The 21561-nt window shown below is 71.2% G+C and carries 20 protein-coding genes; 15 read left to right on the forward strand and 5 right to left on the reverse strand.

The window, feature by feature from the left end:
* The first annotated feature begins 4 nt into the window (after positions 1 to 4).
* A complete protein-coding gene (locus tag WME90_RS08935) occupies positions 5 to 739 on the forward strand; it encodes an ABC transporter ATP-binding protein (RefSeq protein WP_437280660.1) in 735 nt (244 codons plus the stop codon).
* Here WME90_RS08935 and WME90_RS08940 read toward each other — a convergent pair.
* The 3 genes from WME90_RS08940 to WME90_RS08950 all read right to left on the reverse strand — a co-directional run bounded on the left by WME90_RS08940 (position 728) and on the right by WME90_RS08950 (position 4986).
* Positions 728 to 2803: an FAD-dependent oxidoreductase gene (locus tag WME90_RS08940; protein ID WP_437280661.1), complete on the reverse strand. Its 2076-nt coding sequence runs from the start codon at positions 2801 to 2803 to the stop codon at positions 728 to 730. The two genes, WME90_RS08935 and WME90_RS08940, sit on opposite strands and share 12 nt — an antisense overlap.
* Positions 2804 to 2967: 164 nt before the next feature.
* The gene (locus WME90_RS08945; RefSeq protein WP_437280662.1) at positions 2968 to 4011 is read right to left on the reverse strand and encodes an arginine N-succinyltransferase; all 1044 of its coding nucleotides are present in this window, start codon (positions 4009 to 4011) and stop codon (positions 2968 to 2970) included.
* A gap of 198 nt (positions 4012 to 4209) precedes the next feature.
* Positions 4210 to 4986: a shikimate dehydrogenase gene (locus WME90_RS08950; protein ID WP_437280663.1), complete on the reverse strand. Its 777-nt coding sequence runs from the start codon at positions 4984 to 4986 to the stop codon at positions 4210 to 4212.
* Between the two features lie 116 nt (positions 4987 to 5102).
* Here WME90_RS08950 and lepB point away from each other — a divergent pair, with 116 nt between their 5' ends.
* Positions 5103 to 5837, forward strand: a complete 735-nt coding sequence (gene lepB, locus WME90_RS08955) for a signal peptidase I (RefSeq protein WP_437280664.1) — start codon at positions 5103 to 5105, stop codon at positions 5835 to 5837.
* Here lepB and ftsH read toward each other — a convergent pair.
* Positions 5769 to 7670 (reverse strand): ATP-dependent zinc metalloprotease FtsH, encoded by a 1902-nt coding sequence (gene ftsH / locus WME90_RS08960; RefSeq protein ID WP_437280665.1) that lies wholly within the window; start codon positions 7668 to 7670, stop codon positions 5769 to 5771. The genes lepB and ftsH overlap by 69 nt on opposite strands.
* Positions 7671 to 7881: 211 nt before the next feature.
* Here ftsH and WME90_RS08965 point away from each other — a divergent pair, with 211 nt between their 5' ends.
* The 3 genes from WME90_RS08965 to WME90_RS08975 all read left to right on the forward strand — a co-directional run bounded on the left by WME90_RS08965 (position 7882) and on the right by WME90_RS08975 (position 9397).
* Positions 7882 to 8418 carry a hypothetical protein gene (locus WME90_RS08965; RefSeq protein WP_437280666.1) on the forward strand — a complete coding sequence of 179 codons (537 nt, stop codon included), beginning with the start codon at positions 7882 to 7884 and terminating at the stop codon, positions 8416 to 8418.
* A 65-nt stretch (positions 8419 to 8483) separates the two neighbouring features.
* Positions 8484 to 8726: a hypothetical protein gene (locus tag WME90_RS08970; protein ID WP_437280667.1), complete on the forward strand. Its 243-nt coding sequence runs from the start codon at positions 8484 to 8486 to the stop codon at positions 8724 to 8726.
* A 2-nt stretch (positions 8727 to 8728) separates the two neighbouring features.
* The gene (locus tag WME90_RS08975; protein ID WP_437280668.1) at positions 8729 to 9397 is read left to right on the forward strand and encodes a sigma-70 family RNA polymerase sigma factor; all 669 of its coding nucleotides are present in this window, start codon (positions 8729 to 8731) and stop codon (positions 9395 to 9397) included.
* A 39-nt stretch (positions 9398 to 9436) separates the two neighbouring features.
* Here the strand turns inward: WME90_RS08975 and WME90_RS08980 are convergent, their stop codons facing one another.
* The gene (locus WME90_RS08980) at positions 9437 to 9856 is read right to left on the reverse strand and encodes a hypothetical protein (protein WP_437280669.1); all 420 of its coding nucleotides are present in this window, start codon (positions 9854 to 9856) and stop codon (positions 9437 to 9439) included.
* A 190-nt stretch (positions 9857 to 10046) separates the two neighbouring features.
* Here WME90_RS08980 and WME90_RS08985 point away from each other — a divergent pair, with 190 nt between their 5' ends.
* The 10 genes from WME90_RS08985 to WME90_RS09030 all read left to right on the forward strand — a co-directional run bounded on the left by WME90_RS08985 (position 10047) and on the right by WME90_RS09030 (position 21538).
* Positions 10047 to 10811: an SDR family oxidoreductase gene (locus WME90_RS08985; protein WP_012234280.1), complete on the forward strand. Its 765-nt coding sequence runs from the start codon at positions 10047 to 10049 to the stop codon at positions 10809 to 10811.
* Between the two features lie 424 nt (positions 10812 to 11235).
* A complete protein-coding gene (locus tag WME90_RS08990; RefSeq protein ID WP_437280670.1) occupies positions 11236 to 11448 on the forward strand; it encodes a (2Fe-2S)-binding protein in 213 nt (70 codons plus the stop codon).
* A gap of 219 nt (positions 11449 to 11667) precedes the next feature.
* Complete coding sequence (bfr, locus tag WME90_RS08995) at positions 11668 to 12138, forward strand: bacterioferritin (protein WP_437280671.1); 471 nt, start codon at positions 11668 to 11670, stop codon at positions 12136 to 12138.
* Between the two features lie 208 nt (positions 12139 to 12346).
* Positions 12347 to 13702: a sigma-54-dependent transcriptional regulator gene (locus WME90_RS09000; protein WP_437280672.1), complete on the forward strand. Its 1356-nt coding sequence runs from the start codon at positions 12347 to 12349 to the stop codon at positions 13700 to 13702.
* Positions 13703 to 14095: 393 nt separating this feature from the next.
* A complete protein-coding gene (locus WME90_RS09005) occupies positions 14096 to 14503 on the forward strand; it encodes a response regulator (RefSeq protein ID WP_437280673.1) in 408 nt (135 codons plus the stop codon).
* 9 nt (positions 14504 to 14512) lie between these two features.
* Positions 14513 to 15637 (forward strand): tRNA preQ1(34) S-adenosylmethionine ribosyltransferase-isomerase QueA, encoded by a 1125-nt coding sequence (gene queA / locus WME90_RS09010; protein WP_437280674.1) that lies wholly within the window; start codon positions 14513 to 14515, stop codon positions 15635 to 15637.
* On the forward strand, positions 15634 to 16800 hold the full coding sequence (gene tgt, locus WME90_RS09015) for a tRNA guanosine(34) transglycosylase Tgt (protein ID WP_437280675.1): 1167 nt from the start codon (positions 15634 to 15636) through the stop codon (positions 16798 to 16800). Before queA ends, tgt begins: the two co-directional genes overlap by 4 nt.
* Positions 16801 to 17149: 349 nt before the next feature.
* Positions 17150 to 18835 carry a response regulator gene (locus WME90_RS09020; RefSeq protein WP_437280676.1) on the forward strand — a complete coding sequence of 562 codons (1686 nt, stop codon included), beginning with the start codon at positions 17150 to 17152 and terminating at the stop codon, positions 18833 to 18835.
* 71 nt (positions 18836 to 18906) lie between these two features.
* On the forward strand, positions 18907 to 21036 hold the full coding sequence (locus WME90_RS09025) for a GYF domain-containing protein (protein WP_437280677.1): 2130 nt from the start codon (positions 18907 to 18909) through the stop codon (positions 21034 to 21036).
* 97 nt (positions 21037 to 21133) lie between these two features.
* On the forward strand, positions 21134 to 21538 hold the full coding sequence (locus WME90_RS09030) for a cobalamin B12-binding domain-containing protein (RefSeq protein WP_437280678.1): 405 nt from the start codon (positions 21134 to 21136) through the stop codon (positions 21536 to 21538).
* Positions 21539 to 21561 lie beyond the last annotated feature (23 nt).

Consider the following 21561-nt stretch of genomic DNA (forward strand, 5'->3'; position numbering starts at 1 on the left):
ATCCATGTCCACTCCGCTCGTCGTCGTCGAAGACCTCCGCAAGACGTTCGTTCACATGGGCCGCGAGCTCCACGTGCTCTGCGGCATCGACATCGTCATCAACCAGGGCGAGGTCGTCGCGTTCGTGGGCCCCTCCGGCGCCGGCAAGAGCACGTTCCTCCACTGCATCGGCACGCTGGACCTCCCGACGAGCGGCCGCATCCGCCTCGGCAACGACGAGCTCACCGGCCTCCCGGGCTCGCGGCTCGCGGCGATCCGGAACCGGACGATCGGCTTCGTCTTCCAGTTCCACCACCTGCTCCCCGAGTTCAACGCGGTCGAGAACGTGATGATGCCGGGCCTCATCCAGGGGAAGACCCGCCGCGAGATGGAGCCGCTCGCGCTCTCGCTGCTCGCCGAGGTCGGGCTCGCGGCGCGCGCGACGCACCGGCCGGGGGAGCTGTCGGGCGGCGAGCAGCAGCGCGTCGCCCTGGCGCGGGCGCTCGTCCTGTCGCCGAAGCTCCTCCTCGCCGACGAGCCGACCGGGAACCTCGACACCGCGACGAGCGACTCGATCCACCAGCTGTTCTTCGAGATGAACCGCAAGCACGGCACCACGATCGTGGTGGTGACGCACAACCTCAGCTTCGCCGAGTCGATGCCGCGCGTGGTGACCATGCGCGACGGGACCATCGAGAGCGATCGCATCGGCAGCGAGCGCGCCGCTGCCCTCGGGTACCGCGCCGGCTCAGCCGGATAGCCGCGCGCTCAGGAGCTCGGCCGCGCGCAGCGACATGGCCATGATGGTCATCTGCGGGTTCACGCCGAGCGACGAGGGGATCGCGCTCCCATCACACACGTAGAGCCCGGCGACGTCGTGCGCCTGATGGTCCGGCCCGAGGCACGATGACCGCGGATCCACCCCGATACGGCACGTCCCGAGCGGGTGGAACGCGGCCACGTCGAGGTCGCCCGCCTCGATCTGCCGCGCCTTGAGCCGCTCCAGGTCCGCGGGGCCGTTCACCTCGTCGCAGCCGGCGACGAGCGGCAGGACCCGCCGCGCCCCCGCGGCCAGGAACACCTCGCAGAGCAGCTCGACCCCGCGCTGCATCTTCGCGACGTCCTCCCGGTTCATCGTGTAGAGCACGAGCGGCGTGCCGCCGATCCCGGGCCTCACCTCGCCGCGGCTCGTGTCCTTGATCATGAACCCGAACGTCGCGAGGTTCGGGTACCGCTCCATCAGATCGGTGTAGCGGTGTCCCGTCCAGGGGACGGCCAGCGCGGCGACGTCGAACGGGAGCGAGCCTCCCTCGAACATCAGCCCTTCGTCGGCGAAGTGGTCGATCTGGTAGCCCTGCGGGATGCCTTGCCACTGGTCGATCCGCTCATCGAAGAGCGCCATCACCTTCGAGGCCGGGTGGATGGAGAGGTTCTTTCCCAGCGCGCCGCTCGACAGGCACGCTCCGCTCCGGCGCAGGAGCAGCGGCGTCATCAGCGCGCCGCCGGCCACGACGACGGCCTCCGCCCTGACAACGAGCCGCGGCCGCCGCCCTCTGCCGCTCGCCGCGCCGTCGCCGACGGCCCTCGTGTCGCCGCCGAGCACGGCCGTCGCCCCCCGCGCGCGGCCTGCCACGATGTCGATCGTCCTGACGCGCGCCGCGGTGATGAGCTGCGCGCCCCGCTTCAGCGCCTCGGGCACGTAGCTCACGTCGGTCGAGCGCTTGGCCCCCGTGGGGCAGCCGAAGCAGCAGATCCCCTGCCCATCGCAGTCCGGCGCGTTGCGCTGGAGCGGCCCGTGCCGGAGCCCGAGCCGCTCCGCGCCGCGCCGGACGATCGGCCCGATCGCCCCGAGGTGCAGCGGGTCGGCGGGGGTGACCTGGAGCATGCGCTCGACGCGCTCGTAATAAGGCGCGAGCCCGCCGGACGAGAACTCCGCCGGGAGCCCCATGCCGTCACGCCACGACGCGAAGGTGCTCTCCGGAGCCCGGTAGCAAGTACCGGAGTTGATCACCGTGCTCCCTCCGACGGCGCGCCCCGCGAACACAGGGATGTTCACGTTGCCGAGCGTCATGTCGAGCCCGTGGTCGCGGTACATCTCCCGGTACGCGCGCGCAGGCCGCCCGGTGAAGCTCGAGCGACGGTGGAAGTCGCCCTCCTCGAGCATGAGCACGGCGTGCCCGCGCGACGCGAGCTCGTAGGCGGCGGCCGCTCCGCCGGCGCCTGTGCCGATCACGAGGACCTCGCACTCGAGCTCCAGGTCCTCCTCGACCTCGCGCCCGTTCGTCACCTGAGCGAGCCAGCGCGGCGCCTCGTCGCGCACCGTGGGCAGCTCGTAGCGGCAGCCGACGTGCTTGAACATCTCGGGCCGGTCGTAGTGCACGAACCTGAGCGGCGTGAGCGCGGCGCGGAGCAGCGAGCGGAGCGCCCGCGCCCGGCTCTGCTCGAGGCCGCGGAGCACCTCCATCCGGTCCTCGACCGGCAGCGCCGACAGCGGCCTGAGCCGCAGCGGCAGCGGGGCGAGCTCTATCGCCCACAGCGCCGCGCGCAGCCCCCGCGCGAGGTGCGGCGGGATCGAGCCGAGCCAGGCCGCGAGGCGGCTGGCGGTCGCGGCGCCTGCGCCGTCGAGGAAGCGGCCGGGCGGCATCGCCGCCTCGGCGAGCGCGGCGGCGATGCGCATCTCCCGCGCAGAGAGCGCGGGCTCCGCGCCGTCCCTTGCCTCGGGGGCGCGCCCCGCGCCGCCCTCCGCCCTCGGTGTTCCGGGCGAGCGTTCCCTCCGCTCCAGCGCCGGCAAGCGCCTGAAATCGAGGTCCAATCCCAGGGTCATGGTCCTCCGAACCCCTTTTGAAAACTTCTGTTAATTCTGTAGCAACAGAATCGTCACGATGCAAGGCGGCCTGATCCGCTGGTGCTTGAGCATACCGGGCGTGACGCGCAGGCGGCCTGAGCCGCTGCTCTCGTGCGTGCCGGACGTGGCGCGCAGGCGGCCTGTCACGGCATCGGCAGGATCCAGATCGGCGCGCGGGGTTGGAGCTCGAGGTGCTCCCAGGCGTCCTCGGCGATCGCCATGCCGAGCTCTCGCTCATCGCGGAAGCTCGCGGTGACCGCGCGAAAATAGGGGGCGTCGGGGCGCTCGAGCGCGAGGATGCCCTTCGGGTCCGACGGGCTCGGGGTGAACGGGCGCCCCGCCTTCGCCCGGCGCGTATCGCTCACGAGCGAGATTTCGTCCATGCGGGCGGTGAAGTGCGGCCCTCCGTCGAACGGATCGACCCTGTGGGCGTAGCGGAAGCCGACGCGGCGGAGCAGCTTCTCCACCCCCCGGGTCTGCGACCCGACCTTCCCGATCACGCGCTGCGCGTCCTCGGGCAGGAGCGACGCATAGAGGGTCCCCTCCGGGAAGAGCCCCTTGATGAACTCCTTGTTCTTCTTGGAGAGGAGATCCGCGTCGGCATAGCTCATGTCGGTGAACTTGCGCCCGAGCGCTTCCCAGAGGTGGCTTGTTCCGTCCGGCTCCAGAGGGGGCATGAGCTCCGCGAGGATCTCCTCCTGGAACAGCGCCGATCGCGCGGCCATGTAGAGGAAGCGAACATAGGAGATCATCGTCCCGAGCCGCTCGGGCCCCTGCCGGTACTCCGGCATGAGCACGAGCCCGCCGATCTCCGTGGGGCCGTTGTACGAGTAGCCGATGCGCAGCACCGTGTGATGGAAGTGCTTGTCGATCGTGGCCGAGTACTTCTCCTCGTCGAGCACGTCGAAGAAGATGTAGGGGACGCCGCGCCGGCCGAGCTGCGCGATGATCATCGACGTCCCGACGATCATGCCCTTGTCGCCCTTCGTCAGGTCGACGAGGACGAACACGTATTGGCGGAGGCGGGGGTCCTGGATCGCCCCGCTGAAGCTCTTGTGGCTCTCCGCGATGATCTCGTGGATCGCGTCACGGTTGTTCGGCAGGTTGACCGAGTTCAGGTGGCGCGCGACATAAAGGAGCTGTTCCTCGTCGCCGGTCACGGCTGCGCGTATCTCAAACGACACCATCGCCGGAAGCCTACGCGTGGCGCCCGTCCTTGGCCATTGCTCCGGAGGCGATGCGCACGGCGCACAACGGCGGTCGCCGCGCGTCCCTCGCCGGCCGGACAGCGCCGCACGAGGCGCGCCTTGTGCCGAGGCGGCCGCGCGCGTCAGGCGAGCTGAGCGCAGCGCTTCGTCCGCGGCGTCGAGCGGGGGCTCCGCGCGTCAGCCGAGCTGAGCGCGCAGCGCTTCGTCCATGGCATCGAGCGGCGGTTCCCGCCCGGTGTAGAGCCGGAATTGCTCTGCAGCCTGGTGAAGGAGCATCCTCCCGCCGTGAACGGCGGTCGCGCCGCGCCGCCGCGCCGCCGCCACGAGCTCCGTGATCATCGGTTTGTACACGATGTCCATCACCAGGAGATCTTCCCGCAACGCTCCTTCCGGGACCGGGCTCCGCGGGTCGACCTCGGCCATGCCGAGCGACGTGGCGTTCACGAGGACGCCGTGGTCGGGCGAGAGCGCCTCTGCGTCGAGGGGCACGGCCGTCCCGCCGACCGCCGCCGCGAGCTGCCGCGCCTTCTCGAGATCGCGGTTGGCCACCGTGACGCGGGCGCCGCGCTCGGCGAGCCCGAACGCGACCGCGCGCGCCGCGCCGCCTGCGCCGAGGAGCAGCACCCGCGCGCCCCCGAGCGGCGTCTCCTCCTCGAGCGCCCGCACTGCGCCGATCCAGTCGGTATTGTAGCCCCTGAGGCGCCCCTCGTCGTTGACGATCGTGTTGACCGCGCCGATCCGCGCGGCGACGGGATCGAGCTCGTCGAGCAATGGAATTACCGCCTGCTTGTAGGGCATCGACACACCGAGGCCGCGGATCCCGAGCGCGCGCATGCCGCGCGTCGCGCCTTCAACATCGGTCACCGCAAAAGGGATATAGGTAAAATCGAGCCCCAGCGCGCGGTAGCCGGCGAGGTGCATGGCAGCCCCTGTCGATACCGGATGACGCGACATGGATCCGCAGAGTGTGAGGCGGCCCAGAGCTTGGGAGAGTGGTGCAGTCGATGAAGTGCAGCCGTGCATGCAGCGAAGCTGGCCTGTCTCGAGCTCGGATGCTAGCCCCGCCAGAGATGAGCGAGCCCAGCGTTCCCCAGCCGGCGGTGGAGGCCGCGACAGCGTGCCTCCAGCCCGTGAAGGCCGGCCTCTTCATGCTCCGAGGTGATGGCGCGTTCGCGCGGCGCGCCTACCAGACGGTCGCGCCGTTCGGGCGTACCCTCCTCAAGATCCTCGCGGCGCTCGTGATCCTCACGCTGGGTCGCTCGACGCTCGCGGACCAGTACCACGTGCCCACCGGCTCGATGTGGCCGACGATCGCTCCGGGGGATCGCATCCTTGTCGACAAGGTCGCCTACGGGCTCCGCGTCCCGCTCGTGGATCATTACCTGTTCGAGCGCAGCGGGCCGAGCGCCGGCGACGTGGTGCTCTTCGCGGATCCGCGCGGCGGATCCACCCTCCTCGTCAAGCGCGTCATCGCGCTCCCTGGTCAGACGGTGATGCTCCGGCAAGGGGTGCTGTACGTCGACGGAGCGGCGCAGGCGATCGAGGAGCTCAGGGACGGCACGAGGGTGGAGCACCTCGGCGCGGTCACGCACGCGGCTGGCGAGCCCGATTTCGAGGCGTTCGGTCCGGTCGTCGTCCCGCCGGACCACCTCTTCGTGATGGGCGACAACCGCGCCGCGTCGCTCGACAGCCGGGTGATGGGGGCGGTGCCGAGGGAGCTCCTGCGCGGCCACGTGCTACGCGTCGTCTATCACCACGACGCCGCGGGCTTCGATCTGTCCCGCGCTCTGCGGAGCGTCGACTGAGGGCCTGCTCTCGGCTTCGCCCCCCGCCACCATCTCCCTGAGCTCGTCGCCGCTCAGGGTCTCGACCTCGTAGAGCCGGGCGGCGACGCGCTCGAGCGTCTGCCGGTGCCCCTGGATCAGCGCGCGCGCCCGCGCCTCAGCGTCCGCGAGGATCCGCGCGACCTCTGCGTCGATCTCGCGCGCGGTCGCGTCGCTGCACTCCCGCGGCCCTGCGCCGGGCAGCGTCGCGCCCTGCGCATCGCCGAGGAAGGACAGCGACCGGCGCGGCTCGAGCGCAGACAGCCGTACCCCCTGGCCCATCCCGAGCTCGCGGACCATGCGGCGCGCGAGCTCCGTCGCGTTGAGCAGATCGTCCTGCGCGCCGGTCGAGAGGTCTCCGACGGCCTCCTCCTCGGCGACGCGCCCGCCGAGCAGCACGACCAGGCGATCGAGGATCTCCTGCCGGCTCCACAGGTAACGGTCCTCGCGAGGCTGCTGCATCGTGTACCCGAGCGCGCCCGGCCCCCGCGGCACGATGGACACCTTGCGCACCGGATCCTGCGTCTCCAGCAGCGTGGCCGTCAGCGCGTGCCCCACCTCGTGGTAGGCGACGACGAGCTTCTCGCGCGCCCCGAGCCGCCTGCCCCGGCGCTCGAGCCCGGCGATCCCACGCTCGATCGCCGCCTCCAGATCGCTCTGTCCCACCGCCGCCGCCTCGCGCCGCGCCGCGAGCAGCGCAGCCTCGTTGACGATGTTCGCCAGGTCCGCCCCGACGAGCCCCGCGGTCTGCGCGGCGACGGCGTCGAGATCCGCGCCCGGATCGAGCACCACCTTCCTCGCGTGCACCGCGAGGATCTCCTTCCGCTCGGCGAGGTCGGGCCGGTCGATGTGCACCCGGCGATCGAACCGCCCTGGCCTGAGGAGCGCGGGATCGAGGATCTCGGGGCGGTTCGTCGCGGCGATGACGACGATGGCCGTGTGCGCGTCGAACCCGTCCATCTCGGTCAGGAGCTGGTTGAGCGTCTGCTCGCGCTCGTCGTGGCCGCCGACGGAGCCACCGATGCCGCGGGTCTTGCCGACCGCATCGAGCTCGTCGATGAACACGAGGCAGGGCCCCTTCTCGCGCGCCTGGGAGAAGAGGTCGCGCACGCGCGCGGCGCCGACGCCGACGAACATCTCCACGAACTCCGATCCGCACGCGCCGAAGAACGGGACGCTCGCCTCTCCCGCGATCGCTCGAGCGAGCAGCGTCTTGCCCGTACCGGGCGGCCCCACCAGGAGCACCCCTCTGGGCATCCGCCCGCCGAGCTTCTCGTAGCGCCCGGGCGCCTTGAGGAAGTCGACGATCTCGCCGAGCTCGGTCTTCGCCTCGGCGTTGCCCGCGACGTCGCGGAACGTCGTGGTCGCGCCCCGCTCCTCGTAGAGCCGCGCCTTGTTCTTGCCGAAGGCGGTCGCGGCGCCCGAGATGGTGCTCGCCGTCGTCGTCTGGCGCGACGCGAAATAGCTCATCGCGGCCAGACCGGCGAACGGCAGCACCAGCCAGAGGTACAGCGGCAGCCCCAGCTCGTCCGCGACCCGCGTGTACGGGATCCCTCTCCTGTCGAGATCGGCGAGCAGATCCTTCTCGGTCGGCTCGATGCGCCCCGTGCGGTAGCTCGGCAGCGCGCGGGCGCTCAGGCCGGGCACCGCGCGTCCGATGTACACGTCGTCCCGGATCTCGACCTCGGCGAGCTCTCCGCTCTCCGCGAGCGAGCGGAAGCGCGCGTACGGGATCCGGTCGTCGGACGCCGCCATCACCTGAAGCAGCAACGCCGAGCCGAGCACCAGGACGAGAACAATCCAGAGCGACCGCATGCGCCCGCCTCCGCACGGACAGGCGACATCGTCCGAGGCCGGCCTGTCGTCACGGTGCGCCCTGCACGGAGCCTGCCAAGGCGGCCCGTGCAGCCTCGCCGCAAGCGGAGGAGTCGCTCGGCCTGCGCAGCGCCGAGCGGGCCCCGCCGCGCATCGCCGAGCGCGCCGGCGCGCCATGGACGCCCGGCGCGAGCCGATCAATTCTCGCCGCATGGGGAGAGCTCTTTTCTTGATCATGATCACGGGTCCGCTGTCGACGGTGCTGCTCGGGTGCGGAGGGGCGCCGCCGCCTCCGGTCGAGCAGCCCGAGCCCGCGCAGGAGGCGGGGCCGAGGGCCGAGCCCACGAACGAGGCCGTCCAGGGCGCCGAGGCGCGGGCGGCAGAAGCGGAGCCCGGCGCGGCGCCGCCGGCCGCTTCGCCGGCGCCGCGCCGCGACGACTCGGTGCCCGACGACTATGCGCTCATGCACGGTGACTGCGTGGAGCTCGGCAAGAAGCTCACGGTGCTCACCCGCACGGAGCAGGTCGCGGCGCTCAGCGCCAAGCTCACGGCGGAGCAGCGGGGCGAGACCGAGAAGAAGATCGACGCCGTCGCTGCCACGCTGGGCGAGCAGTACGCGCATGCCTGCGAGCAGAACGTCGGCAAGAGCGTGGATCCGAGGTCGCTCAAGTGCGCGTTCGACGCGCGGACCGTCGGGGCGTTCGACGCTTGCCTCAACGCGTCGCCGCCGGCGCCGCCGGCCAAATGACGCCTCGGCGGTGCGGCGCGCGGCGGATGACGGCGCGCTCTGCGGCGATATAATGGCCGTCTCCTATGGACGCTTCGCTCCTCGATGACCCTTGGATCGCCGCTCAGATCGACGCCGCCGTGGCGCCCTACGTCGGGCGCCTGCCGGCGCACGAGATCGCGTGGATGCGCGAGCAGCTCGCGGAGGTTTTGCAGCACGACGAGGAGGCGGGCCGCCTCCTTCGGCGCGCGCATCCGCGAGAGGTCGACGAGAGCGGCGAGCGGGCGTTCGGGGTGCTCGGCGCCCCGGGGCGCGCCAAGGCGGGATAGCGGTGCGCACTCCGGAAGACCGGCTGCTCGCCGAGGGGCTCGACCTGCTTCAGCTGGTCGCGAAGCGCATCGCGCGCCGTCTGGGTCGCCGCATCCCGGTCGAGGACCTCGTCGCGCTGGGGCACCCGGCGCTGCTCGATGTGGTACGGACGCACGACCCGAGTCGATCCACCTTCGAGGCGTACGCCAAGAGGAAGATCCGGTGGGCCATCTTCGACGGCGTCCGGAGGGAGACGCGCTGGCGCTCCGCGGCCGCGCGGGCCAGCGCGCTCGCTGCGTCGGCGCGCTTCGCGGAGGGGCGCGGGGCGGACGACGACGCCGACGCGCCTGCCACGCAGGAGGCCTACGCCGCGCGGCTCGGCGATCTGCTCGCCGGGCACGCGGCTGCGATGGCGCTCGGCCTGCTCTCGGGCCAAGGCGACGTCGCTGCAGTCCCCGACGCCGCGGACGACCCGGAGGAGCGCGCCTCGCGCGCCGAGCTCGCGCAGGCCGTGCGTCACGCCGTGAGCGAGCTACCGGACCGCGAGCGCGCCCTCGTGGAGCGCCACTACTTCGACGACGAGCGCTTCGATCAGATCGCGCAGGATCTCGGGATCAGCAAGAGCTGGGCGAGCCGGTTGCACAGCCAGGCCATCGAGCGGCTAGGCGAGCTGCTCCGCACGGCGCGTTGAGCGCGTCGTCGCCCGTCGGCGCCCGTCGACGGATGCCGGTCAGCGCTGCCGGCTCTCGACGGAGCGGAGGTACGGGGCCCGCTCCTCGTCGCTGACCGCCTCGTTGCTGATCACGCGGTGGTCGCGCGGCAGGAAGTACACGAGGCGGACCGTCATGAGGTCCTTCGCGACGGTCAGGTTCCCCTTGCGACGAAGCTCCGCGGCCTCCTCGAAGCTCTGCGCCTTCGGATCGTAGGCGATCATGTGCAGATCTCGCCCGAACGGCTTGGGCAAGTCCTCCACCTCGATGATCTTGTAGACGCGGATCCCTCCGCTCTGCTCGGTGGCTGCGACCACGGCGCCGATCACCAGATCGTTGCCCATGGGATCGGAGGTCTCGGGCACGGGGGGAGTACGGTTACATGCAGGCGCGAGCGTCAGGATGCCGGCGCACACGGCGGCGAGCGCGATCGACCTCATGGGCGCTGAATAACATCGATGTTATCCGGCGCAAGCGGCGACCGCGCGGGTCGCGCCGGGTCGCGCCGGGGCCTGCGCGTGGGGCGGGGTCCCTGGCGCGCCGCGACGTCGTCCGCCGCCTCGCGGCTGGGTCGTGGTAGACGGCGCGCTCGACACGGTGATCGGGAGCGATCCCCGGAGGAGTGCGATCATGCGACTCGAGGACACGAAGTTCGTCGTCACAGGTGCTGCCCAGGGTCTGGGTCGCCACTATGCGCTGCGGCTCGCCGAGCTCGGGGGCCAGGTCGCCGCGGGCGACATGAACGAGGAGGGGCTCGCGTCGCTCGTCGAGGCGAGCAAGGGGCTCGCCGGGAAGGTCCACGCGCGGGCGGTCAACGTGGCGGTGGAGGCGGAGGTGGAGGCGTTCGTCCGCTTCGCGCACGAGGCGATGGGTGGCCTGAACGGCCTCGTGAACAACGCGGGCATCCTGCGCGACGGCCTGCTCGTCAAGAAGGACCGCCAGACGGGGGCGGTCGTCAAGCTGAGCGCGGCGCAGTGGCAGGCCGTCATCGACGTCAACCTGACGGGCGCCACGCTCATGGTCCGCGAGGTCGTCGCGAAGATGATCGAGACCGAGCAGAAGGGCGTCATCGTCAACATCAGCTCCATCGCCCGCCACGGCAACCGCGGCCAGTCGAGCTACACCGCCGCGAAGAGCGCGCTCGCGGCGAACACGAAGACGTGGGCGCTCGAGTTCGCGCCGTTCGGCATCCGCGTCGGCGCCGTCGCGCCCGGGATGATCGAGACGCCGATGACGCAGGGCATGCACCAGAAGGCGCGCGACGCCTTGGTCGCCATGATCCCCGTCGGCCGCATCGGCGTGCCCGAGGACATCTGGCAGGCCGTGCGCTTCGTGATCGAGTGCGAGTACTTCAACGGCCGCTGCATCGACGTCGACGGCGGCCTCACGATGTGACGCCTCACGGCCGACCGTCCTGCGGCAGGCGGGCGTTCGCGCTCCGCTTCCCGGCCGCGCTCGCGCGGCGTCATCCTGCGCCGGTCTGACCGGCCGCATCCCTGCACGATCCCTCTTCCCCCGGCGCTGCTGGCGCGCTCGGCCCGGCGCTGCTGGCGTCGACCCAGCGCTGCTGGCGCGCTCGACCGCGCGCTGCTGGCGTCGACCCAGCGCTGCTGGCGCGCTCGACCGCGCGCTGCTGGCGTCGACCCAGCGCTGCTGGCGCGCTCGACCGCGCGCTGCTGGCGCGATCCGACGGTGATCCGAGGGGATCGCGGAGCACGAGCCAGCGCGGGGATCCGCCCAGGCGACATTCCCCTTGACGCTCCGATATTGAAAGCTATGTTCAATATCAATCCCACCCGTTCACGTAGCCGGGGTCTGCATGTACGTCTGCCTCTGCATGGGCGTCTGTGATCGAGAGATTCGTGAAGCGATGAGCGAGGGCGCTTGCTCCGTTTCGCAGGTGATGGAGTGCACGGGGGCCGGCACGCGGTGCGGCTCCTGTCGGTCGACGATCGCCGAGCTCGTCGGCGAACGCGAGGGCGCCTCCACGCCGCGCCGCCTGGTGATGGCGCCTGTCTCCAGCGCAGCGTGATTCTCCGGATTGCTCGTCGACACCCCGGTTTCTGTCGGACTGCCCGGCAACACTCCGGTTTCTGTCGGAAGCGACCGCGGTGCCGCCTATTTTCTTAGAAATTTCTTGCGCACCTCCCTGGACCTTGCGCATTTGTGCTGGGCGCTGGCGTACCAGCCGGCGCCCCTCGCCTAACAAGGGCGGGGCGAGCACGACAGGCACGAGTGTGAGAGGGGTCCGATGAAGGGCGCAAAAGACGTCGTTGATGCGTTGAACGAGGTGCTGGCGGCAGAGCTCGTCGCGATCAACCAATATTTTCTGCACGCGAAGATGTGCTCGCACTGGGGCTTCGTCACGCTCGCGGCGCACGGGCGCGCCGAGTCGATCGATGAGATGAAGCACGCGGATGCGATCATCGAGCGCATCCTCTTCCTGGATGGGCTGCCCAACCTGCAGCGCCTGGACACCCTGCACATCGGGCAGAGCGTGCCAGAGCAGTTCAAGAGCGACCTCGACCTCGAGTACAAGGCCGTCAAGCGGCTCAACTCGTCGATCGCCCTCTGCCGCGACAAGGGAGATCGTACGAGCGAGGAGCTCCTGGCGAGGATCCTCGAGTCCGAGGAGGAGCACATCGACTGGCTCGAGACACAAATCGGGCTGATCGAGAAGCTCGGCGAGACCGCTTACCTCGCCCAGCAGATCCGCGAGTAGGGTAGGGTAGGGGCCGCCCCTCGCGCTGAGAGCGGCCCCGTGCACCTGCTGGCGGCAGAGGTCGTGCTTGACGTACGATGCTCTGGACGCATGTCCAAGGCGCCGCGGACGACCGTGCTCGCGCGGTTACGCGCCAGCGCGGCACGTCGGTCGTGATCGTCGCGCCGCGCTCGTCCCCCGAGGAGGATGAGCTCGGCGAGGGAAATCCATGTCGAAGATTCTTGTCGTCGATGACCAGCGGAACATGCGGACCACGCTCGCGATGATGCTGCGTGGTGCCGGGTACGAGGTCGATGAAGCGGCGGACGGCAGCCAGGGCGCCGACCTGGGCGCGAAGGGGGCGTACGACGTCGTGCTCACCGATCTCCGGATGGGCGGCTTCGACGGGATCGGCGTCCTGCGCGCGGTGAAGGAGTCGAACGCGAACACGGAGGTCATCGTGATGACCGCGTACGGCACCATCGAGAGCGCGGTCGAGGCGATGCGGCTCGGCGCGTTCGACTACATCCAGAAGCCGTTCTCGGAGCAGGAGCTCCTCGTCAAGGTCGAGCGCGCCATCCAGAACCGGAAGCTCACCGGAGAGGTGCAGCTGCTCGCCAGCGAGTTCAAGGAGCGCTACCGGTTCGAGAACATCGTCGGCCGCTCGCAGGCGGTCCGCGAGGTGCTCGGCCGGATCGTCAAGGTCGCGCCGACCGACGCGACGGTGCTCATCACCGGCGAGAGCGGCACCGGCAAGGAGCTCGTCGCCAAGGCCATCCACGCCAACAGCAAGCGCGCCGATCGCCCGTTCGTGCCGGTGAACTGCGCCGCCATCAGCGAGACGCTCCTCGAGAGCGAGCTGTTCGGCCACGCGCGAGGCTCGTTCACGGGCGCGATCTCGGCGAGGAAAGGGCTGTTCGAGGAGGCCGACGGGGGCACGTTCTTCTTCGACGAGATCGCCGAGACCCCGCTCACCTTCCAAGCGAAGCTGCTCCGCGCGATCCAGGAGAACGAGATCCGCAGGGTAGGCGAGAACAAGCCCATCAACGTCGACGTGCGCATCATCGCCGCGACAAACCAGGAGCTCTTGACCGCGGTGTCGGAGAAGCGGTTCCGCCAGGACCTCTACTACCGCCTCAACGTCGCTCGTTTCGTGCTCCCGCCGCTCCGCTCGCGTCGCGAGGACATCCCGATCCTCTGGGAGTTCTTCTTGGAGAAGTACAACCGCAAGATGAGCTGCCGGGCCCGCGCCGCCGACGGCGTCGTCGAGGCGCTGACGCAGTACGACTTCCCCGGCAACATCCGCGAGCTCGAGAACATGGTGGAGCAAGCGGTGGCCCTCTCGGGCGGCGGCGTGATCAGCGTCGACGACGTGCTGCCCGCCGCGGTGCAGCCGAAGCGCGCGCCCGAAGCCGGCGGCAGGCTGCTCGCCGACGTTGTCGACTGCGCCGAGCGGCAGGCGATCGAGGCCGCGCTGCGGGAGTGCGACGGCAGCCGGGAGCGCGCCGCCGAGGTGCTCGGGATCAGCGCGACCACGCTGTGGCGCAAGATGACCCGCCTGACGATCACGTATCCCCCCGGCTGAAACGGCGCCGACCTGCCGAGCGCCGCCCATCGCCCGCCGGCCGGACTCAGCAGCTTGCTTCCGGGGGACACAGCCCCCGAATACGGACTGCGCTCAACAGGCAGCGCTCCCGACACGGCAGCCTGCTGCCCGCCGAGCTCAGCCTGCAATCCTCCGTTCGGGTCGCATCGATGCGACCTGCCGAGCCGAGCAAACCACCTGACTCAGCAGCAAATCGAGGGAGCTAACTCACGTCAGATTGCATCTTTGCAATGATGCAGGGTCGGGATTTGCCTTAGTGCAATGCGGTGCCTGATGTAGACTGTGCTGGTCTGTTTCACTTTAGCGTCGGCAACCGCAACGCGTCGATTCGGGAACTTGGCCCGACGATTGCTAGACAAGTAGGCGTATTAGATGGCGGCGTTCGCCGCAGGAGGACGCTTAATGGCCCGCATGCTGATCGTGGACGGTGAGAATTCCCAGCGTCGCGCTCTTTCGGCAGGGCTAAGCGTCGAGGGCTTCGAGGTGGTGTTCGCCGCCTCGTTCCAGGATGCGCTGCTCACCCTCGGCGGGTCCCCGATCGACGTGGCGATGATCGACCTGATGATGCCGGACCTGAACGGCCTCGAGCTGGCCAGGCACATCCGGCATGCTTTCCCGCGGGTCCGGGTCGTTCTCTCCAGCGCGTATCACCTCTCCGCGCGCCAGGTCGAGCGCGCCGACTGCGGCGCCGTGGCCTTCGTCCCGAAGCCGTACCAGGTGGGCGAGATCTGTCGCTTCCTCCGCGCCAAGACGAACGTGCTCACGCCCGCGTCGTGCTAGTAGCGCGGCGTGCGCTGCGAGCTGCTCGACTACGAACTCCCTGAAGCGCTGATCGCTTCGCGGCCCCCCGAGGAGCGCGACGGAGCAAGGCTCCTCCTGATCGATCGCGGCCGTAGAGCGGGCGAGGTCGAGCACGCGGCGATCCGCGATCTCGACCGGTACATCGAGCGCGGCGCGCTCGTCCTCGTCAACGATACGAAGGTCGTCCCCGCTCGCCTGTTCGGAAAGAAGCGCGGCACAGGCGGGCAGGTCGAGCTCTTCCTGCTGCACCGGCTGGACGGGGCGGCGGCCGCCACGGAGGATCTCGGCGGAGGGCCGCAGGAGAGCGCTCCGCGAGCCGAGCGCTGGCGAGCGATGGGGCGCGCCTCCAAGCCGATCCGCCCGGGCGCGGTGCTCGATCTCGAGCGCGATGGCGCGCTGGTCGCGGAGGTGCTGGAGCGCGCCGAAGACGGCGTGCTCACGGTGCAGCTCTCCTCGCCCGCGGGGCTTTCCGTGGCCGCCGCGATCGACGCGTACGGGCACGTCCCGCTCCCCCCCTACCTCGGCCGCGGCGACGACGCGTCCGATCGCGAGCGGTACCAGACCATCTTCGCCCGGGTCCCCGGAGCGGTCGCCGCGCCCACGGCGGGCCTCCACCTCTCGCCCGGCCTCGTCGAGCGGCTCCGCGCGAACGGGGTCGAGATCGCGAGCGTCACGCTTCACGTCGGGCTCGGGACGTTCCAGCCGGTCACGGTGGACGATCTCGACCTGCACCCGATGCACGCGGAGGTCTACTCGATCCCGGACGCGACCGCGGGCGCGGTCGCGGCGGCGCGCGAGCGCGGCGCGCCGGTGATCGCGATCGGCACCACCGTGGTGCGCGCGCTCGAGTCGGCCGCCGATCCGGCGCGCGCCGGCCTCGTGCGGGCGCAGTCCGGGGAGACGCGCCTCCTCATCCAGCCGGGCTATCGGTTCCGCGTCGTCGACGCCCTGCTGACGAACTTCCACCTGCCGCGCTCGACGCTGCTCGCGCTGGTGTTCGCCTTCGCTGGCCGCGAGCGCACGCTCCTCGCGTACCGCGCGGCGATCGACGCCGGTTACCGATTCTACTCGTATGGTGATGCCATGTTGATCCGCGGGACGGAGGCGCCGTGAGCCGGACGCCTGGCTTCTCCTTCTCCGTGCTCGCGAGGGACGGGCATGCCCGCACGGGCGTGCTCTCCACGCCGCACGGCGACGTGCTGACCCCGACGTTCATGCCGGTCGGCACCCAGGGCAGCGTGAAGACGCTGACCCCCGCCGAGGTGGCCGCGACCGGCGCGAGGATCGTCCTCGGCAACACGTACCACCTGTGGCTCCGCCCTGGCCCCGAGCTCGTCGCGCAGCTCGGCGGTCTGCACGCGTTCACCCGCTGGCCGCACGCGATGCTCACGGACTCCGGGGGCTTCCAGGCCTTCTCGCTCGCCGAGCGGCGCACCCTCGTCGAGGACGGCTTCGTGTTCCGATCGCACCTCGACGGCGCCCGCAAGGCGCTCACGCCCGAGGTCGCGATGGAGGTGCAGGGGCTGCTCGGCGCCGACATCGCGATGCAGCTCGACGTGTGCCCGCCAGGCGGCGCGCCGCGCGCAGAGGTCGAGGAGGCGTGCCGCCTGACGACGCGCTGGGGGATGCGCTGCCTCGCCGCGAAGCGCCCGACACAGGCGCTCTTCGGCATCGTGCAGGGCGGCACCTCGGTCGCGCTGCGCATGGCGCACGCGGATGAGCTCGGCGCGTTGCCGTTCGATGGGCTCGCCTTGGGCGGCTTCTCCGTGGGCGAGCCGATCGCGATGATGCACGAGGTCATCGCGCAGGTCGCGCCGCACGTCGACCCGACGCGCCCCCGCTACCTCATGGGGGTGGGGACACCGCTCGACCTCGTGCACGCCATCGGCGCCGGGGTCGACATGTTCGACTGCGTGCTCCCGACCCGGAACGCCCGCAACGGGCAGGCGCTCACGCAGCACGGCAAGATCGTCATCAAGCAGGCGCGCTACAAGGAAGATCGTTCGCCGCTCGATCCGACCTGCGCCTGCCCGACCTGCGCCGGTGGATACAGCCGCGCGTACCTGAGGCATCTCTACATGGCCGGCGAGATCCTGGTGCTGCGCCTGCTGACGGAGCACAACCTCCACCTCTATGGCCGCCTGATGCGAGAGGCGCGCGCGGCGATCGCCGAGGGGCGGTACGCGGCGTTCGCTCGTGGGTGGCTCGGCGCGAACGACGCCAGCAGCACGAACGACGCGAACGACGCGGCGGGCGCAGCCGAGCCGACCGAGTGACCCTACATCGTCGCCATGGCCACTTCGACGCGCTCGTCGAGCGGGTGCAGCGGGCGCTCTCGCGCCGCGGGCGCATCGCCCGCGCTGTCCGGAAGGTTCCGGAGTAACATGGGCGGATGGTGAGCTCTCGCCTCTCGCGTCGGGACGCGCGGTCGCATCTGCGCGCATCGATCGGCGCTCTGGCCCCGCTCGACCAGGCCGTATGCCCGAGCCGCCGGCGCACGAGCCCAAGCCGGTCGTGTCGCCGGTCGTGTCGCCGGTCGTGTCGATCGAGCGGCCGCCTTCGCGCGCGGGCCGCGTGCTTGCCCGCGCATTCCTCGTCCATTAGCCTTCGAACTCGGCCCGCGGAATGACGCAAGACGCCAACAAGAAGCCGCTCGGACGTATCCTCCTGCAGCAAAGGGCGGTCACCCAGCCCCAGCTCGAACAGGCGCTCCTCGAGGCGCGTGCGAAGGGGGTGCCCCTCGCCACGAACCTCATCGAGAGCGGCACCGTCTCCGAGGTCGCTGCGCTGAAGGCCCTCTCCGAGCAGAGCGGCGTTCCCGGCATCGATCTCAACCAGGTCTGCATCAAGCTGAGCGACCTCTCCATCCTGCCGCGCGAGATCGCCGCCAAGCACAAGCTCCTTCCCGTGCTCGTCCGCGAGGACCGCATCCTCGTGGCGATGGCCGCGCCCGCCGACAAGAAGGTGATCGACGAGCTCGAGTTCGTGACCGGCAAGCGCGTCTTCCCGTACATCGCGCTCGCGGGCCCCCTCGTGCGGACCATCGCGGCGGCCTACGACATGAAGGAGCAGGGCGAGCCGTTCTACGTGGGCGCCAAATGCCCGCCCGAGGTGCTGAAGCGGGCCGGGCTCGGCGCCGCGTCGTCGTCCACGTCCGATGCGCCGCCCGCGCCCCCGCCCGCCCCTGCGCAGCCTGCGCCGCGCCGGCCTGCATCCGCGGTGCCTCCGTCGACGGTGGCGCAGGCACCTGCGGCGCAGGCGCCTGCTCCGCCTGCTCCCAGCGCCGCACCGCCGCCGCCGCCGCGGTCCGCGCCGGAGCGCCCGCGCGACGACGCGGAGATCTCGTTCGCCGATCTCACCGACGAGCCGAGCCCGCCTGCTGCCCCGTCGCCGGCCCGCCTCTCGTCGGCGGGCCCGCCGCTCGTCGTCGACGACGCCATGCGGAGGGCGGCGGCGGCCGACGAGCTGACGGACACGGATTTCGGCACCGCCGATCGCGATCTGTCCATCGTCGAGTCGCTCCCGGGCGCGGGCAAGGCGCCGCAGGGCGATCAGACCACGATCCTGGTCGTCGACGACGAGCCGGAGATCCGGAAGCTGCTCCGTCGCATCTTCGAGGAGCGCGGGTACCGCGTGGAGGAGGCCGACCGCGGGCTCCTCGCGCTGCGCATGGTCAAGGAGAATCCGCCCGACGTGATGATCCTCGACGCCATGCTGCCGGAGGTGCACGGCTTCGACATCGCTCGCCGGATGAAGGGCACCCAGCGCTACGGCCACATCCCGATCATCATGATCTCGGCCGTCTACCGCGGCTGGCGGTTCGCGGAGGACCTGAAGTCGAGCTACGGCGTGGAGGCCTACATCGAGAAGCCCTTCCGCGTCGCCGACGTCGTCGCCGCCGTGGAGAACGCGCTCCAGGCGCGCTCGATCCGCGGCGATCAGGACCGGATCTCGGCGGAGGCGGAGCGCCTCCTCGCCGCGGGGATCGCGGCGTACCGCGCCGGCGATTTCGACAAGGCCGTGCGTCACCTGCGCGAGGGGACGGCGATCGATCCGCTCGCCTACCGGCTGCACTTCCACCTCGGCCTGCTCTACGGCAAGCAGGGGCAGCTGTACGACGCCATCCAGGAGCTGGAGACGGCGCTTCACATCAACGGCAAGCACTTCCCCGCGCTGAAGAACCTGGCGGTGCTCTACCAGAAGGCCGGGTTCCGCAACAAAGCGATCGAGACGTGGGAGCGCGCGCTGGGCGTCGCCCCCGATGACCCGACGCGGCAATCGATCAAGGAGCACTTGCTCGGGCTGCTCTGACCGCCGACCCCATGTCGTCCGGGGCCAAGGTGTCGTAGACTGCGCCATTCCACCGGCAGGCGCGTCCTTGGATGAAATTCATCTGCGATAACTGCAAGGCCAAGTACCAGATCGGTGACGAGAAGGTCGCCGGCAAGATGGTGCGGATGCAGTGCCGGCGCTGCGGGCACCTCATTCAGGTCAGCGCGAGCGTCACCGAGAGCTCCGTGGCGCGAGCTCTCCCCGTCGAGCCGCCGCGCGCGGCGGGCGACGATGCTCACGCCGCCCCTCCGAGCGACGAGGCCCCGGCCGTGGCGGCGGGGGGGGACGCGGGCGCCGCGAGCCCCTTGAAGCCGCCTCCTGCTTCGTCCTTGGGCCGGGGCGCCGCGCCGGCGCCGCCCCGGCCGGCATCCCAGGCGCTGCCGCGTCCGGGGGCCGCTCCTCGCCCGCCGGTCGCACCGCGCGCCGTCCCCGGACCGGCGTCGAGCCCGCGTCCGGCGACCGCGCCGGCGACCGCGCCGCAGGCATCTCCTGCGGCGCGCCCTGTCCAGCCGGCGACCGCGGCGCATGTTCGCTCGCCTGCGCCTGCCAGGACGGCGGAGCCCACGCCGCCCGCGGGGGCCGCCGGCGCGTTCACACGCGCGATGTCCAACGACCGCCCGCTCGGGAAGGCGCCGGCCGTGCACGCCACGTCGAGCGAGGACTGGTACGTCGGGGTCGGCGGCGTCCCGCTCGGCCCGGTGCGGCTCTCCGTCATTCGCGACAAGGCGCTGGCCGGCGCGGTGGACGGCGAGTCGCTCGTCTGGCGCGAGGGCTTCGATGAGTGGCTGCCGCTCAAGAACTTCCCGGAGCTGCTCGAGATCGTCACCCAGGCGCAGTCCACCCGCCTTTCCCCGCCCGCGCGCCGCATCAGCACCACGGGCTATTCTGCCGCCCAGCCACAGGTCACTCCCTCGACGAAGGCGCCCTCCTCGTCGAGGGTCCCTCCGCTCGCGACGGCCGCGCCCGCGCGCTCGGCGATGCACGAGCCGGAGCCTCCCGGCCTGAGCGAGCAGGCCCCGGCGGTCGCCGCCTTCACGGCGGGGGCGCCCGCTGCATCGGCCCCGCTGGCTGCGTCCGTTGCGTCCGTTGTGCGCGTAACGCCGGCTGCGCCTGCTGCGAGCGCGCCGGCAGCGTGGCCAGGCGGCGGGCGGGCTCCTGCCTCGGGCGCTGCGCCGGTCGAGGAGCTCGCCGACCCCTTCGCGGCCGATCGGACGTCTCCCGTCGCGTTCGCGCCAGGACCTGAGCTCGCCGCGTCCACCTCGACCGAGCTCGCTCGTGGTGCCGGCGGCCTGGCCGCGGTCGGGTCGCCCGCCGCGGCGGCGCCCGCGGTCGGCCTGGCCGCTGGGATCGCGCGCTCTGCGACGGCGCCAGCAGGCGGAAGCCTGACCGCAGGGGCCTCGCCCGACGCGCCGGCAAGGGGCCTCTCGGCCGCGGAGCCCGCCCCTCTGGTGGCCACGCCTGGCAGCCTGGTGGAGACGGTCGCGCCAAGGCGGCGATCGGGCATGAGCCCGCTCGCTTACGCCTTCATCGCCATGGCGGCGGCGTTCGGCGGCGTCTCGGCGTTCGTCCTGCTCTCCCCGAAGCCGCAGCCCGTGCAGGTCGTGACCGCCCCGACGCAGAGCCAGCCGGCCGATCTGCCCACGGCGGCCCCGCCGCCGCCGCCGAGCGTCGAGCCGGATGTGCCTGCGCCAGCCGAGACAGCTTCCGCCCGGTCGGAGGTCGCTTCGACGCCCAAGCCGAGCGGCGTCGCGAGCCAGCGCCCTCCGACGGACAAGCCGGTCGCGCCATCGGCATCTGCCCAGCTCGACCGGTCCGGGTTTGGCGCTGGGGTCCCCGGCCCGTCGTCAGGACCGGGCAGCCAGGGGGCCAACTCCGGCTTGAGCCAGCTCTCCCAGGGGGAGATCTCCGGCGTCGTCGAGTCGAACCGCCCCAGCGTCCGGCGGCACTGCTGGCAGCCCGCCATGGAGGCGCGCGCCAGCAACGCGGCCAGCACGGCCCGGGTCTCGGCTTCGGTGGTCATCAGCGCCTCGGGGGCCGTCCAGTCCGTCTCGGCCGGCGGATCGGAGAAGGATTACCCCGGCCTGGCGAGCTGCATCGCCTCCCGGATCAAGTCCTGGCGGTTCCCGCCTTCCTCCGGCTCCACCCCCGTGAACATTCCGTTCGTCTTCGCCGCGCAGTAGGCCCCCCTGCTCAGCAGGGACACGCCCCGCGGAGCGAAGCCGCTCGCTCGGGCCCTTCGCTTTACGCCTGCCCAGGCAGGCGGTAATCGACGCGCTCATGGCAGAGCGCAAAGTCCGAATCCTCGTGGCGAAGCCCGGCCTGGACGGCCACGACCGGGGCGCCAAGGTGGTCGCCAGGGCACTTCGCGATGCGGGCTTCGAGGTGGTCTACACGGGCCTGCACCAGACCCCCGACATGATCGCCTCCGCCGCGGTCCAGGAGGACGTCGACGCCGTGGGGCTGTCGATCATGTCCGGAGCGCACAACACCCTCTTTCCCGCCGTCATCGAAGCGCTTCGCAGCCACGGCGCCGAGGACATCGTGGTGTTCGGTGGGGGCATCATCCCGGACGAGGACATCGCGCGGCTCCAGCACGCCGGCGTGAAAGGCGTCTTCACCCCCGGGACCACCCTGAAGAGCATCGTGGAGTGGGTCCAGACCAACGTGACCCCCCACGGCTGAACGCCGCCCCGGCGCTCCTCCCC

Source organism: Sorangium sp. So ce375 (assembly GCF_051473855.1).
Classification (GTDB): domain Bacteria; phylum Myxococcota_A; class Polyangia; order Polyangiales; family Polyangiaceae; genus Sorangium.